Origin of the sequence: Mycobacterium sp. E342 (assembly GCF_001667665.1) — a bacterium.
GTDB lineage: Bacteria > Actinomycetota > Actinomycetes > Mycobacteriales > Mycobacteriaceae > Mycobacterium.
Genome location: NZ_LZJM01000168.1, coordinates 60,180 through 74,468, shown reverse-complemented (window position 1 = coordinate 74,468; position 14,289 = coordinate 60,180). Strand labels below are relative to the sequence as shown.

Sequence of the window (14,289 nt, the reverse complement as noted above, 5' to 3'; positions counted from 1 at the left end):
AACGCGTGCTGGGGTGTGCGTAATTGGCGGGCCACGCGTTCCACCCGCTCCAGGGCAGCCAACCGCTCCGGGGTGGTCAGCACGTCAAAAGACAACTGGCACAGGCGCTCCACGTCGCCGTCGAGGGCGTCGAAGACCTCGACGATCTCTTCACGACTACCGACACCCATACCCCAAACCCTAAAAACACCCACCGACAAAAATGCACATTCTGTGACCACAGAAACCAAAGTGACACAAGGGATTACAGAGACCCGAGAGCCTGGCGGGTGACCAGCGGTGCGGACAAGCGCTAGTCGCGGTCGGGCGGGTTCGTCGCGTACACCCAGGACAGGAACCGCGCGACGGCCTCCGCGGACCGATGCGCCCGGGGTGAGCTGAAGATGTCGAAAGCGTGCTGCGCGCTGGGCAATTCAGCGTAGGCGACCGGGGACTTCGACACCGCGCGCAGCTCCTCGATGAACTCCTGGGCTTCGCCGACGGGGATCAGCGAGTCGTCGCGGCCGTGCAGGACGAAGAACGGCGGCGCGTCGGCGTGCAGCCTGCGGATCGGCGAGGCGTCGATGTAGACGTGGCGGTGCGACTTGAATCCCCGCTTCACCACGAATTTTTCGAGCAGCGAGACGAACTCGGGACGGCCCTCGCCCTCGGTGGAGAACCAGTCGTAGCGGCCGTAGATCGGCACCGCGGCCGCCACGGACGTGTCGGCGTCTTCGAAGCCCGGCTGGAATGACGGGTCGTTGGGGGTCAGCGCCGCCAGCGCGCACAGGTGCCCGCCCGCGGAACCGCCGGTAACCGCGACGAATTCGGGGTCACCGCCATAGTCGGCGATGTTTTCCTTGACCCACGCCAGCGCCCGTTTGACGTCGACGATGTGGTCGGGCCAGGTATGGCGGGGCGAGACGCGGTACCCGATCGACACGCACACCCAGCCGCGGGCGGCGAGGTGGCTCATCAGCGGGTAGGCCTGTGGCCGGCGCATCCCGATCATCCAGGCGCCGCCGGGTACCTGCAGCAGCACCGGGGCCTTGGCGTCGCGCGGCAGGTCGCGGCGGCGCCAGATGTCGGCGAGGTTGGCGCGGCCGTTCGGGCCGTAGGACACCACGTTGGTCTTCTCGACGTAGCGCCGGCGCGCCACGGTGTTGCCCAGCGGCAGGCTGCGGCGCCCGCTGCGGGTGGGCTTGGCGTGGGGCAGCTCGCTGAGCGCCTCCGCGTAATCGTCGCCGAGCTGCTCGCGCAGGCCCGCCTCCAGCACCGGACCCGGGGTGGTGATGCCGCGGTAGCGGATCACCGCCAGGATCGCCCACGATGCCGCGGTCATGGCCAGCGCCGCCTTACCCCGCCGTCCCGCGAAGTGGCCCTGCCGCGCGCGCCGCAGCGCGTCCAGCAGTGAGACGGAGAAGTAGATCCCCGGCACCTCCGACGTCGGCCAGCCGAACCAGAAGACCAGCACGGTGCTGTAGCCCTTGCGGGCCAGTGGCCGTAATCCGTTGGCGGCGTTGGCCAGTTCGAGCGCGGCGCGCGCCAGCGGGCGGGGGCGCACCAAAGGGCGCACCAAGCGGTGCGGCAACCGGCGCATCAGCCGTTGACCCGCGACTGCAGTTCGTTGCGCTGGATCTTGCCGGTGCTGCCGCGGGGGAGTTCGTCCAGCACGGCGATTTCGCGGGGCACCTTGTAGTTGGCGAGGTTTTCCCGGACGTGTTGTTTGAGGGTCTCGGGTGTGGCCCGGGTGCCCGCGTTCAGGACCACGAATGCCGCCAGCCGCTGCCCGTACTGCTCATCGTCGACGCCGATCACCGCGGCCTCGGCCACGTCGGGGTGGGCCGCCAGCGTCTTCTCCACCTCGATCGGGTAGACGTTCTCGCCGCCGGAGACGATCATCTCGTCGTCGCGCCCCACCACGAACAACCGGCCGGCCGCGTCCAGGTAGCCGACGTCGCCCGACGACATGAACCCGGCGTGGAAGTCCTTCGTGGTGCCCGACGTGTAGCCCTCGAACTGGGTGTCGTTGCGGACGTAGATGGTGCCGACCTCGCCGGTGGGCAGCTCGTTGAATTCGCTGTCCAGGATCCGGATTTCGGTCCCGCCCGCGGGCCGGCCCGCGGTGTCGGGCGCCGCGCGCAGGTCGGCCGGGGTGGCGGTGGCGATCATGCCGGCCTCGGTGGCGTTGTAGTTGTTGTAGATCACGTCGCCGAATTCGTCCATAAACGCGATGACGACATCGGGCCGCATTCGCGAGCCGGATGCCGCCGCGAAGCGCAATGACTTGCAGTTGTACCGCTTTCGCACCTCGGGCGGCAGTTCCATGATGCGGTCGAACATCACCGGCACCACCGCCAGACCGGTCGCCTGGTGCCGGTCGATGAGGTCCAGCGTCGCCTCCGGGTCGAACTTGCGCCGGGTGACCACCGTGCACGCCATCGACGCCGCGAAGATCAACTGCGAGAAGCCCCAGGCGTGGAACATCGGCGCCACGATCACCACCGTCTCCTCGGCGCGCCACGGCGTGCGGTCGAGGATGGCCTTGAGCGTGCCGATGCCGGCGTTTCCGCCGGTTTGGTTGGCCCCCTTGGGGGTTCCCGTCGTGCCGGAGGTCAGCAGGATCATCCTGCCCTTGCGGCCGGAGCGTTCCGGCCGTTGGCCGGTGTGCTCGGCGATGAGCTGCTCGACGGTCAGTTCGTGGTCGCCGTCGGTCCAGGCCACGATGCGGGTGGCGTCCGGCTTGTCGGCCAGGGCGCGGTCCACCGTCTCGGTGAACTCCTCGTCGTAGACGACGGCGTCGACGCCTTCGCGGTTGACCACCTCGGCCAGCGCGGGCCCGGCGAACGACGTGTTGAGCAGCACGACGTCCGAGCCGATCCGGTTGGCGCCCACCACCGCCTCGACGAAGCCGCGGTGGTTGCGGCACATGACCCCCACGACCTTGGGAGTCCCCGAGGGCAATCCCTGCAGCGCCGCGGCGAACGCGTTGATCCGCTCGTCGAGCTGGCGCCAGGTCAGAGTGCCGAGTTCGTCCACCAGGCCCGGCCGGTCCGGGCAGCGTTGCGCCGCGGTGGCGAAGCCCACGGTCATCCCCATGCCCTCGCGGCGCATGGCGGCGGCCATCTTGAGGTAGCGGTCGGGCCGCATCGGCGCGATCATGCCGGCGCGCCTCAACGTCGTGATGATGCCGACGGCGTCGTTGACGGGACCAAGGAGAGGGGCCACGGCTCAGCCCAGGATCGGGAAGCGTCGCTTGGCGGCCAGGTCCTTCAGCGCCTGCTGCATGACCGACCGCACGTGCTCGTCGACTTCGTCGACGTCCGGGTCGTCACCGAATTCGGCGGCGATGTCGATCGGCTCGAGCACCTGCGTGACGATCTTCGTGGGCAGCGGCAGATTGGGCGGGATCACCGCACTGAATCCGAAGGGGAAGCCGAACGACAACGGCAGGATGGCGCTGCGCAGCAAGCGCTTCACACCCAGCCGCTCGGCCAGCCAGGTGCCGCGCGACAGGTAGAGCTGCGTCTCCTGCCCGCCGATGGACACCGCGGGCACGATGGGAACGCCGGCCTCGATCGCGGTCCTGACGTATCCCTTGCGGCCGTTGAAATCGATGACGTTCTCCGACAGCGTGGGGCGGTAGGCGTCGTAGTCGCCGCCGGGGAAGACGATCACGACCCCGCCGGAGCGCAGGGCCTGCGCCGCGTTCTCCCGGTTGGCCCGGATGTATCCGGTGCGCCGGAAGAACTCGCCGGTGGGGCCGGTCATCAGGATGTCGTGGCTCAGCGTGTAGACCGGCCGGTCGTAGCCGAACTTCTCGTAGAAGTGGACGCTGAAGATGGGGACGTCCATCGGGAACATGCCGCCGGAGTGGTTGCCGACGACCAGCGCCCCGCCCGGCGGGAACGAATCCAGGCCGTGCACCTCCGACCGGAAATAGGTCTTGAGGGCGGGGCGCATCACGCCCATCAGGCGCTGGGTCAAGACGGGGTCGAATTTGCCGATGTCGCCGGCATCGGGGCGATCGTTGTCGGTCACGTTCCTCCCTTGACGCTCCCGCGAGGCCGCTCGAGGTGTGGGGGCCGCGCCGAGTTCCTCGATGGTAGCGACCGGGACACGACCGCAGTCATGGTGCTGATCTCTTTCCCCGTTCGCGGATATGGTGCCGGCCGGTCGCGGGCGCTATTGTTACGACGCCCTAAGTGAAAATCTCGAGAAGCGGGGAGCCGATGGACGTTGCCGGTTGGTCCCAGGAGCGCAGCACCCGGCGCAGCGTCGGCCTCCGTGACCGGCGCGCTCGAGGGCCTCACGCCGGCGTGGCCCGCCCCGAATCGGGCCGCCCCGCCCCGGGCCCCTCGTCGTCCGCCGACCGGCGGGCGGCCGATGTCGATCCGGCCGTTCCGGACGCGGCGGATCATCGGCAGGCCGACTATTTCGTCCGGCTGCTCTCGCAGAACCGCAGGCTCATCGAGCAGCGGATCGACGACTATCAGAAGGCGATCGCCACCGCGCAGGCCAACGGCGACGTCGATGCCGTCTGCAACCTTCGGCGCATGGCGCGGATCGAGGAACAGGACCGGGAGAACCTGGACGGCATGCTCGAGAAGCTGCGCCACCGCTTCGCCCGCCGGGCTCCGGGTCACCCGCCGGCGTCCGCCCCGCGGCCGCGCACCGCGATCCGCTAGCGCGGCATCAATTCACCCGCGGCGCAGCGATTCTCGCCGCTCGCGCGGCCCAGCGAGAGTGGGGCGCCCCCAATCGGCCCCGCCCGCATCGCCGTCCCGATACATTTGACGGGCCAACTGGTTTCTGCCGACACCGAACGAGGCCGCCCATGGGATTCATGACTCCAGACCTTCCCGATGTCGACCCCGAGAGCTGGCCCGGTTTGCCGCGATCGACCAGGCGGCAGATCATGACCCGGCACTGGGTCGAACACGGCTTCGGTTCGCCGTACGCGGTCTACCTCTTCTACATCGTCAAGATCGCCGTGTACGTCGTCGGCGCCGCCGCGGTGATCTCGCTGACGCCGGGCCTGGGCGGGCTCGGGCACATTGCCGACTGGTGGGCGCAGCCGATCGTGTATCAGAAGGTGGTCATCTTCACGCTGCTGTTCGAGATCCTGGGACTGGGCTGCGGATCGGGGCCGCTGACCGCACGATTCTGGCCGGTGTTCGGTGGCTTTCTGTATTGGTTGCGGCCCAATACGATTCGCCTGCCCCCATGGCCCGACAAAGTCCCGCTGACCGGTGGCGACAACCGCACCGTCGTCGACGTGGTGCTCTACCTGGTCGTGCTGGTCTCGGGCGTCTGGGCGTTGCTCTCGCCCGGGCGGGGCGGGCCGGTGACCGCCCCCGGCGACGTCGGCCTGATCGATCCCGTCCTGGTGGTGCCGACCATTGTCGCGCTGGCACTGCTCGGCCTACGCGACAAGACCGTCTTCCTCGCCGCCCGCGGCGAACACTACGGGCTGACGCTGCTGGTCTTCTTCTTTCCCTTCACCGACCAGATCGCCGCCTTCAAGATCATCATGCTGGCGCTGTGGTGGGGAGCCGCGACGTCGAAACTCAACCACCACTTCCCGTACGTCGTGGCGGTGATGATGAGCAACAGCCCGGTGCTGCGCAGCAGGGCGTTCAACTGGTTCAAGCGCAGGCTCTACCTCGACCCGGTGAACGACCTGCGCCCGTCGTGGGTGCCCAAGGTGATGGCCCATGTCGGCGGGACGACGGCGGAATTCTTGGTGCCCTTGGTCCTGGTGTTCTTCGCCGACGGGCACCGGTGGGCGTGGTTTCTCATCGCCTTCATGGTCCTCTTCCACCTCAACATCACCTCCACCATTCCGATGGGAGTTCCGTTGGAGTGGAACGTGTTTTTCCTGTTCTCGCTGTTCTACTTGTTCGGCCACTACGCCGGCGTCACGGCCCTCGGCCTGAGCTCACCGCTGCTGCTGGTCATCCTGATCGCCGCGCTTGCGGTGGTGCCGATCGTGGGAAACCTGTTCCCCAGGCAGATTTCATTCCTGCCCGCGATGCGCTACTACGCCGGCAACTGGGCCACCAGCCTGTGGTGCCTGCGCGCGGGCGCGGAGGACAAGATCGACGCGGCCATCACCAAGCCCGCGGCGCTGGTCCCCAAACAGCTTGCCCGGCTTTACGATCCGAGCACCGCCGAAATGATGATCGACAAGTTGATGGGCTGGCGGTCCATGCACACGCACGGGCGGACGCTCAACGGGCTGGTGGACCGCGCCCTCGACGGGCTGGACGAGGCGGACTACAAGCTGCGCGACGGTGAGATCATCGCCGGACCGCTGATCGGATGGAACTTCGGTGAAGGCCACCTGCACAACGAGCAGTTGCTCGCGGCGGTGCAGCGGCGCTGCCAGTTCGCCGAGGGCGACGTCCGGGTGATCATTCTGGAAAGCCAACCGATTCACGTCCAGCGCCAGGAGTACCGCATCGTCGACGCCAAGACCGGCTTGATCGAAGAGGGTTACGTCGACGTGGAAAGCATGCTGGCCCGCCAGCCCTGGCCCGAGCCCGGCGACGAGTACCCGGTGCAGGTCATCACGCGACGCAGCGCCCTATGACCAGGGCGGTGGTGGTCGGCGCCGGCCCCAACGGCCTGGCCGCGGCAATCCACCTGGCGCGCAACGGCGTCGACGTGCAGGTGCTGGAGGCGAGCGACGGCGTAGGCGGGGGAGCCCGCTCGGGCGAACTCACCATGCCGGGAGTCATCCACGACCACTGTTCGGCGTTTCACCCGCTGGGCGTCGGTTCGCCGCTGTGGAAGCAGATCGACCTGCAGCGCTACGGGCTGCAGTGGAAGTGGCCTGAGGTCGACTGCGCGCATCCGCTCGACGACGGCACCGCCGGCGTGCTCTACCGGTCGGTCGAGGAGACGGTGGCCGGCATGGGGTCCGACGGCCCCCGATGGCGGCGGGCGATCGGTGACCTCGCGGCGGGATTCGACGAGCTGGCCGAGGATCTGCTCGGCCCGGTCCTGGGTGTCCCGCGGCACCCGCTTCGGCTGGCCGGCTTCGGGCCGCGCGCGTTGCTGCCGGCCACCACCATGGCCCGCTGGTTTCGCACCGAGCAGGTGCGGGCGTTGTTCGGCGGCTCCGCCGCGCACATCTACACCCGGCTGGATCGCCCGCTGACCGCGTCGCTCGGGCTGATGATCCTGGCCAGCGGGCACCGCTACGGCTGGCCCGTCGCGCAAGGCGGATCCGGGTCGATCAGCCAAGCGCTGGCCGCCGCCCTGGAGGCGCACGGCGGCACCATCACCACCGGCGTGCGTGTCGCCGGCCGCAAAGACATCCCGGACGCCGACATCGTCATGCTCGACCTCAGCCCGGCCGCGGCGCTCGACCTCTACGGCGACGCGATGCCCGGCCGGATCCGGCGGTCGTATCGGCGCTACCGCGAGGGCTCGTCGGCGTTCAAGGTCGACTTCGCCCTCGAGGGCGACATCCCGTGGAGCAACCCCGATTGCGCCCGGGCGGGGACCGTGCACCTCGGCGGCACGTTCGCCGAGATGGCAGACACCGAACGCCAACGCGCGCAAGGGAAGATGGTCGAGCGGCCCTTCGTGCTGGTCGGCCAGCAGTACCTGGCCGACCCGTCCCGTTCGGCGGGCAACATCAACCCGATCTGGGCGTACGCGCACGTGCCGTTCGGCTACGACGGCGACGCCACCGCCGCCGTCGTCGCACAGATCGAGCGGTTCGCGCCCGGCTTCCGCGACCGCGTGCTGGCCACCGTCAGCAAGGGCACCGCCGAACTGCAGGCCTACAACGCCAACTTCATCGGCGGCGACATCATCGGCGGCGCCAACGACGGCCTCCAGGTCATCTTCCGGCCCCGCATCGCCGTCAATCCCTACACCCTCGGCGTCCCGGGCGTCTACCTGTGCTCGCAGTCCACGCCGCCGGGAGCAGGCGTCCACGGCCTGTGTGGTTACCACGCCGCCGAGTCGGCGCTGAAGTGGCTGAACAAGCCGCGCCGCGGCTGACGTCACATTGGTCGCGGGAACCGGGGCGGCAACCGCGCAGGTTGCTGATCTAGGCTGACCACGAGCGCGTAATCAGCGGACTCAGTAAAGACATCGTCAAGACAGGGAGAGATCAGTGACGGTCCGAGTAGGCATCAACGGCTTCGGTCGAATCGGACGCAACTTCTACCGGGCCCTGCTGGCCCAGCAGGAGCAGGGCACCGCGGACATCGAGGTGGTGGCGGTCAACGACATCACCGACAACCACACACTGGCGCATCTGCTCAAATTCGACTCGATCCTGGGCCGGCTGCCCTACGACGTCAGCCTGGAGGGCCAGGACACCATCGTGGTGGGCCCGCACAAGATCAAGGCGCTCGAGGTCCGGGAGGGCCCGGCCGCGCTGCCCTGGGGTGACCTGGGCGTCGACGTGGTCGTGGAATCCACCGGGCTGTTCACCAACGCGGCCAAGGCCAAGGGCCACCTGGACGCCGGCGCGAAGAAGGTCATCATCTCCGCGCCCGCCACCGACGAGGACATCACCATCGTGCTGGGCGTCAACGACGACAAGTACGACGGCAGCCAGAACATCATCTCCAACGCGTCGTGCACCACGAACTGCCTCGGGCCGCTGGCCAAGGTCCTCAACGACGAGTTCGGCATCGTCAAGGGCCTGATGACCACCATCCACGCCTACACCCAGGACCAGAACCTGCAGGACGGGCCGCACAAGGACCTGCGCCGGGCGCGGGCGGCGGCGCTGAACATCGTGCCGACCTCCACCGGCGCGGCCAAGGCCATCGGGCTGGTGCTGCCGGAGCTGAAGGGCAAGCTGGACGGTTACGCGTTGCGGGTGCCGATCCCCACCGGCTCGGTGACCGACCTCACCGCCGAGCTGTCCAAAGCCGCCAGCGCCGAAGACATCAACGCGGCGTTCAAGGCCGCCGCCGAGGGCAAGCTGAAGGGCATCCTGAAGTACTACGACGCCCCGATCGTCTCCAGCGACATCGTCACCGACCCGCACAGCTCGATCTTCGACTCCGGGCTGACCAAGGTGATCGACAACCAGGCCAAGGTGGTGTCCTGGTACGACAACGAGTGGGGCTACTCCAACCGCCTCATCGACCTGGTCGCGCTGGTCGGCAAGTCGCTGTAACCATGGGCGTGCCAACCCTCGAAGACCTGCTGGCCGAAGGGGTTTCGGGTCGGGGCGTGCTGGTGCGCTCCGACCTGAACGTCCCGCTCGACGACACGGGCGCCATCACCGATCCCGGCCGCATCACGGCGTCGGTGCCCACCTTGCGGGCGCTCGTCGAGGCCGGCGCCAAGGTGGTGGTCACGGCGCACCTGGGTCGCCCCAAGAACGGGCCCGACCCGAAGTTGTCGCTGGCGCCGGTCGCCGCGGCGCTCGGTGAGCACCTGGGCCGGCACGTGCAGCTGGCCGGTGACGTCATCGGCGGCGACGCTCTGGCCCGCGCCGAGGGGCTGACGGACGGCGACGTCCTGCTGCTGGAGAACATCCGCTTCGATCCGCGGGAAACCAGCAAGGACGACGGCGAGCGGCTCGCCCTCGCCCGCGAACTCGCCGAATTGGTCTCGCCCGGAGGGGCTTTCGTCTCCGATGGGTTCGGGGTGGTGCACCGCAAGCAGGCGTCGGTGTACGACGTGGCCACGCTGCTGCCGCACTACGCCGGCACCCTGGTCGCCGACGAGATCCGGGTGCTGGAGCAGTTGACCAGCTCGACCACCCGTCCCTACGCGGTGGTGCTCGGCGGGTCGAAGGTGTCCGACAAGCTCGGCGTCATCGAATCGCTGGCCACCAAGGCCGACAGCATCGTGATCGGCGGGGGGATGTGCTTCACCTTCCTCGCCGCGCAAGGGTTTTCGGTGGGGAAGTCGCTGCTGGAAGAAGAGATGGTCGACACCTGCCGCCGACTGCTGGACACCTACGTCGACGTGCTGCGGCTCCCGGTGGACATCGTGGTGGCCGAGAAGTTCGCCGCCGACTCGCCGCCGCAGACGGTGGCGGCCGACGCCATCGGAGACGACGTGATCGGGCTGGACATCGGGCCGGGATCGGTCAAACGCTTTGCGGCCCTGCTGTCCAACGCCGAGACCATCTTCTGGAACGGCCCGATGGGCGTGTTCGAGTTCCCGGCGTTCGCCGCGGGCACCCGCGGCGTCGCCGAGGCCATCGCCGCGGCGACCGGCAAGGGCGCGTTCAGCGTGGTCGGCGGCGGCGACTCCGCGGCCGCGGTGCGCGCGCTGGGCATCCCGGAGGGCGACTTCTCGCACATTTCCACCGGCGGCGGCGCGTCGCTGGAATACCTTGAGGGCAAGACGCTTCCAGGCATCGAGGTGCTTGGGGAGCCGCAGCCGGGTGGAGGGGACGCGTGAGCCGCAAGCCGCTGATCGCCGGCAACTGGAAGATGAACCTCAATCACTTCGAGGCGATCGCGCTGGTGCAGAAGATCGCGTTCGCGTTGCCGGACAAGTACTACGACAGGGTGGACGTCACCGTCCTGCCGCCGTTCACCGACCTGCGCAGCGTGCAGACCCTGGTCGACGGCGACAAGCTGCGGCTGACCTACGGCGGCCAGGACCTCTCCCAGCACGACTCGGGCGCCTACACCGGTGACATCAGCGGCGCCTTCCTGGCCAAGCTCGGCTGCAGCTTCGTGGTGGTCGGGCACTCCGAGCGGCGCACCTACCACAACGAGGACGACGCGCTGGTCGCCGCCAAGGCCGCCGCCGCGCTCAAGCACGAGCTCACCCCGATCGTGTGCATCGGCGAGCACCTCGAGGTCCGCGAGGCCGGCAACCACGTCGAGCACAACGTGGAGCAGCTGCGCGGCTCGCTGGCGGGCCTGTCCGCCGAGCAGATCGGCACCGTCGTCGTCGCCTACGAGCCCGTCTGGGCCATCGGCACCGGCCGGGTGGCCAGCGCCGCCGACGCCCAGGAGGTGTGTGCGGCGATCCGCACGGAGCTGGCCTCGCTGGCCTCGCCGAAGGTTGCCGACGCCGTGCGGGTGCTCTACGGCGGCTCGGTGAACGCCAAGAACATCGGCGAACTGATCGCCCGCGACGACATCGACGGCGCCCTGGTCGGCGGGGCGTCGCTGGACGGTGAGCAGTTCGCGACGCTCGCGGCGATCGCGGCCGGCGGGCCCCTTCCGTAAGGCGGGGCGGCTACCCCGGTAAGCTCTCCGTCATGGAGTTGGCCCTGCAGATCACCCTGGTGGTCACCAGCGTGCTGGTGGTGTTGCTGGTGCTGCTGCACCGCGCCAAGGGTGGCGGCCTGTCGACGCTGTTCGGCGGCGGTGTGCAGTCCAGCCTTTCCGGCTCGACGGTGGTGGAGAAGAACCTGGACCGGTTGACGCTGTTCATCACCGGCATCTGGCTGGTCTCCATCATCGGGATGGCCCTGCTGATCAAGTACCGGTGACCCGTCGGCGGGCGGACCACGTGATCCGCACCGATACTGGGACACATGGTTGACGTTTCCGACATCGCGCTGGAACCGATCGGCGCCGTGCAACGGACGCTGGTCGGTCGCGAGGCGACCGAGCCGATGCGTGCCGACATCAGGCTGCTGGGCACCATCCTCGGCGACACCGTGCGCGAGCAGAACGGGGACGAGGTTTTCGATCTTGTCGAGCGCGCGCGGGTGGAATCGTTCCGGGTGCGCCGCTCCGAGATCGATCGGGCCGACCTGGCCCGGATGTTCGACGGCATCGACATTCACCAAGCGATCCCGGTCATCCGCGCGTTCAGCCACTTCGCGCTGCTGGCCAACGTGGCCGAGGACATCCACCGGGAGCGCCGCCGCGCGATCCACGTCGCCGCGGGCGAGCCGCCGCAGGACAGCAGCCTGGCCGCGACCTACGCCAAACTCGATGGCGCCGAACTCGATTCGGCCACGGTGGCGACCGCGCTGCGCGGGGCCCTGATTTCCCCGGTCATCACCGCCCATCCCACCGAAACCCGGCGGCGCACCGTCTTCGTCACCCAGCACCGGATCACCCAGCTGATGCGGCTACACGCCGAGGGGCACACCGAAACCGACGACGGGCGCAACATCGAGCGCGAGTTGCGCCGCCAGGTCCTCACCCTGTGGCAGACCGCGCTGCTCCGGTTGTCCCGGCTGCAGATCACCGATGAGATCGAGGTGGGCCTGCGCTATTACGCGGCCGCCTTCTTCCAGGTCATCCCGCAGGTGAACGCCGAGGTCCGGGACGCATTGCGGGCGCGCTGGCCCGATGCTGATCTGGTCGCCGCGCCGATCCTGCGCCCCGGTTCCTGGATCGGCGGCGATCGCGACGGCAATCCGAACGTGACGGGCGACGTGGTGCGCCAGGCCACCGGCAGCGCCGCGTTCACCGCGCTGTCGCACTATCTGGCCGAACTCACCGCCCTCGAGCAGGACCTGTCGATGTCGGCCCGGCTCGTCCCGGTCACACCCGGGCTGGCCGAATTGGCCGAGGGCTGCGACGAGCAGGCCCGTGCCGACGAGCCGTACCGGCGGGCGCTGCGGGTGATCCGCTCCCGGCTCACCGCGACCGGCGCCGAGATCCTGGACCGCAGGCCGCAGCACGAGCTGGACCTCGGCCTGCCACCGTACGCGGCCCCGGGCGAACTGCAGCGGGATCTCGACACCATCGATGAGTCCCTGCGCACCCACGGCAGCGCGCTGCTGGCCGACGACCGCCTGGCCCTGCTGCGAGAAGGCGTGAGCGTCTTCGGGTTTCACTTGTCCGGTCTGGACATGCGGCAGAACTCCGACGTTCACGAAGAGGTGGTGGGGGAGTTGCTGGCCTGGGCCGGGGTGCACCCCGACTACGGCTCCCTGCCCGAGGGTGACCGGGTCGCGCTGCTGGCGGGAGAACTGGGCACCCGGCGTCCACTGATCGGTGACCGCGGGCAACTTTCGGACCTGGCCCGCAAGGAGCTCGAGGTCGTCAGCGCCGCCGCGCACGCCATCGGGCGCTATGGCCCGGCCGCCGTCCCCAACTACGTCATCTCCATGTGCCGCTCGGTCTCCGACGTCTTGGAGGTGGCGATCCTGCTGAAGGAGTGCGGGCTGCTGGACGCCTCCGGGCCCGAACCGTATTGCCCCGTGGCCATTTCGCCGCTGTTCGAGACGATCGACGATCTGCACAACGGCGCGGCCATCGTGGACGCAATGCTGGCTCTTCCGCTGTACCGGGCGGTCGTCGACGCGCAGGGCGGATGCCAGGAGGTGATGCTCGGCTACTCCGACTCGAACAAGGACGGCGGTTACCTGGCCTCCAGCTGGGCGGTCTATCGCGCCGAGCTGGCACTGGTCGAGGTGGCGCGCACGAACGGAATTCGGTTGCGGCTCTTCCACGGTCGCGGCGGTACGGTCGGACGCGGGGGTGGGCCGAGCTATCAGGCCATCCTGGCGCAGCCGCCGGGCGCGGTGAACGGCTCGCTGCGCCTCACCGAGCAGGGCGAGGTAATCGCCGCCAAGTACGCCGAACCACAGTCGGCGCGCCGCAACCTTGAAAGCCTGGTGGCGGCCACGCTGGAGTCGACGCTGCTCGACGTCGAGGGTCTGGGCGACGCGGCCGAGCCGGCCTACGCCGTGCTCGACGAGGTGGCCACCCTGGCGCAGCGCGCGTACGCCGAATTGGTGCACGAGACACCGGGATTCGTCGACTACTTCACCGCCTCCACGCCGGTCAGCGAGATCGGCTCGCTGAACATCGGCAGCCGCCCGACGTCGCGCAAACCCACCTCGTCGATCTCGGACCTGCGTGCCATCCCCTGGGTGCTGGCGTGGAGCCAGTCGCGGGTGATGCTGCCCGGCTGGTACGGCACCGGGTCGGCCTTCGAGCAGTGGATCGCGGCCGGCCCCGAAAGCGAAGAGGAACGCGTCGGGATCCTGCACGAGCTGTACGAGCGGTGGCCGTTCTTCCGCAGCGTGCTGTCCAACATGGCGCAGGTGCTGGCCAAGAGCGATTTGGGCCTGGCGGCGCGCTACGCGGAACTCGTCGTGGACGAGGAATTGCGCGACCGGGTGTTCGGCAAGATCGTCGACGAGCACCGGCGGACCATCGCGATGCACAAGCTCATCACCGGACACGAGGATCTGCTCGCCGACAACCCCGCGCTGGCGCGCTCGGTGTTCAACCGCTTCCCCTACCTGGAGCCGCTGAACCATCTGCAGGTGGAGTTGCTGCGCCGGTACCGCTCCGGCGACGACGACGAACTGGTGCAGCGCGGCATCCTGCTGACGATGAACGGATTGGCGAGCGCGTTACGTAACAGCGGGTGAGGGGCATCCATGAG

The 14,289-nt window shown here is 68.8% G+C and carries 11 protein-coding genes; 8 read left to right on the top strand and 3 right to left on the bottom strand.

Annotated elements, in window-relative coordinates:
* Positions 1-292 precede the first annotated feature (292 nt).
* The 3 genes from A5692_RS12240 to A5692_RS12230 all read right to left on the bottom strand — a co-directional run bounded on the left by A5692_RS12240 (position 293) and on the right by A5692_RS12230 (position 3,951).
* Positions 293-1,579, bottom strand: coding sequence for an alpha/beta hydrolase (locus tag A5692_RS12240; RefSeq protein WP_068056273.1), 1,287 nt, complete (start codon positions 1,577-1,579; stop codon positions 293-295).
* Complete coding sequence (fadD12, locus tag A5692_RS12235; RefSeq protein WP_068056290.1) at positions 1,579-3,141, bottom strand: acyl-CoA ligase FadD12; 1,563 nt, start codon at positions 3,139-3,141, stop codon at positions 1,579-1,581. Before fadD12 ends, A5692_RS12240 begins: the two co-directional genes overlap by 1 nt.
* A 69-nt stretch (positions 3,142-3,210) precedes the next feature.
* Complete coding sequence (locus A5692_RS12230; RefSeq protein WP_156766053.1) at positions 3,211-3,951, bottom strand: lysophospholipid acyltransferase family protein; 741 nt, start codon at positions 3,949-3,951, stop codon at positions 3,211-3,213.
* A 233-nt stretch (positions 3,952-4,184) separates the two neighbouring features.
* Between A5692_RS12230 and A5692_RS12225 the strand changes: the two genes are divergently transcribed.
* The 8 genes from A5692_RS12225 to ppc all read left to right on the top strand — a co-directional run bounded on the left by A5692_RS12225 (position 4,185) and on the right by ppc (position 14,275).
* On the top strand, positions 4,185-4,667 hold the full coding sequence (locus A5692_RS12225; protein WP_231984308.1) for a hypothetical protein: 483 nt from the start codon (positions 4,185-4,187) through the stop codon (positions 4,665-4,667).
* A gap of 149 nt (positions 4,668-4,816) precedes the next feature.
* On the top strand, positions 4,817-6,574 hold the full coding sequence (locus tag A5692_RS12220) for a DUF3556 domain-containing protein (protein ID WP_068056267.1): 1,758 nt from the start codon (positions 4,817-4,819) through the stop codon (positions 6,572-6,574).
* On the top strand, positions 6,571-7,998 hold the full coding sequence (locus A5692_RS12215; protein ID WP_068056265.1) for an NAD(P)/FAD-dependent oxidoreductase: 1,428 nt from the start codon (positions 6,571-6,573) through the stop codon (positions 7,996-7,998). Before A5692_RS12220 ends, A5692_RS12215 begins: the two co-directional genes overlap by 4 nt.
* A gap of 115 nt (positions 7,999-8,113) precedes the next feature.
* Positions 8,114-9,133, top strand: coding sequence for a type I glyceraldehyde-3-phosphate dehydrogenase (gap, locus tag A5692_RS12210; protein WP_068056262.1), 1,020 nt, complete (start codon positions 8,114-8,116; stop codon positions 9,131-9,133).
* 2 nt (positions 9,134-9,135) lie between these two features.
* A complete protein-coding gene (pgk, locus tag A5692_RS12205) occupies positions 9,136-10,374 on the top strand; it encodes a phosphoglycerate kinase (protein WP_068056258.1) in 1,239 nt (412 codons plus the stop codon).
* Entirely contained in the window at positions 10,371-11,156 is a 786-nt protein-coding gene (gene tpiA, locus A5692_RS12200; RefSeq protein ID WP_068056256.1) for a triose-phosphate isomerase, read from the top strand. Before pgk ends, tpiA begins: the two co-directional genes overlap by 4 nt.
* Positions 11,157-11,188: 32 nt before the next feature.
* The gene (gene secG, locus A5692_RS12195; RefSeq protein WP_067408932.1) at positions 11,189-11,422 is read left to right on the top strand and encodes a preprotein translocase subunit SecG; all 234 of its coding nucleotides are present in this window, start codon (positions 11,189-11,191) and stop codon (positions 11,420-11,422) included.
* A 45-nt stretch (positions 11,423-11,467) separates the two neighbouring features.
* Entirely contained in the window at positions 11,468-14,275 is a 2,808-nt protein-coding gene (gene ppc / locus A5692_RS12190; protein ID WP_068056254.1) for a phosphoenolpyruvate carboxylase, read from the top strand.
* Positions 14,276-14,289 lie beyond the last annotated feature (14 nt).

What these genes read in the sequence shown, in the direction of transcription:
- pgk (WP_068056258.1), top strand. Translation starts at nt 9,136, where the DNA reads ATGGGCGTGCCAACCCTCGAAGACCTGCTGGCCGAAGGGGTTTCGGGT.
- secG (WP_067408932.1), top strand. Translation starts at nt 11,189, where the DNA reads ATGGAGTTGGCCCTGCAGATCACCCTGGTGGTCACCAGCGTGCTGGTG.
- fadD12 (WP_068056290.1), bottom strand. Translation starts at nt 3,141, where the DNA reads ATGATCGCGCCGATGCGGCCCGACCGCTACCTCAAGATGGCCGCCGCC.
- A5692_RS12240 (WP_068056273.1), bottom strand. Translation starts at nt 1,579, where the DNA reads ATGCGCCGGTTGCCGCACCGCTTGGTGCGCCCTTTGGTGCGCCCCCGC.
- A5692_RS12220 (WP_068056267.1), top strand. Translation starts at nt 4,817, where the DNA reads ATGGGATTCATGACTCCAGACCTTCCCGATGTCGACCCCGAGAGCTGG.
- A5692_RS12230 (WP_156766053.1), bottom strand. Translation starts at nt 3,951, where the DNA reads ATGGGCGTGATGCGCCCCGCCCTCAAGACCTATTTCCGGTCGGAGGTG.
- ppc (WP_068056254.1), top strand. Translation starts at nt 11,468, where the DNA reads ATGGTTGACGTTTCCGACATCGCGCTGGAACCGATCGGCGCCGTGCAA.
- A5692_RS12215 (WP_068056265.1), top strand. Translation starts at nt 6,571, where the DNA reads ATGACCAGGGCGGTGGTGGTCGGCGCCGGCCCCAACGGCCTGGCCGCG.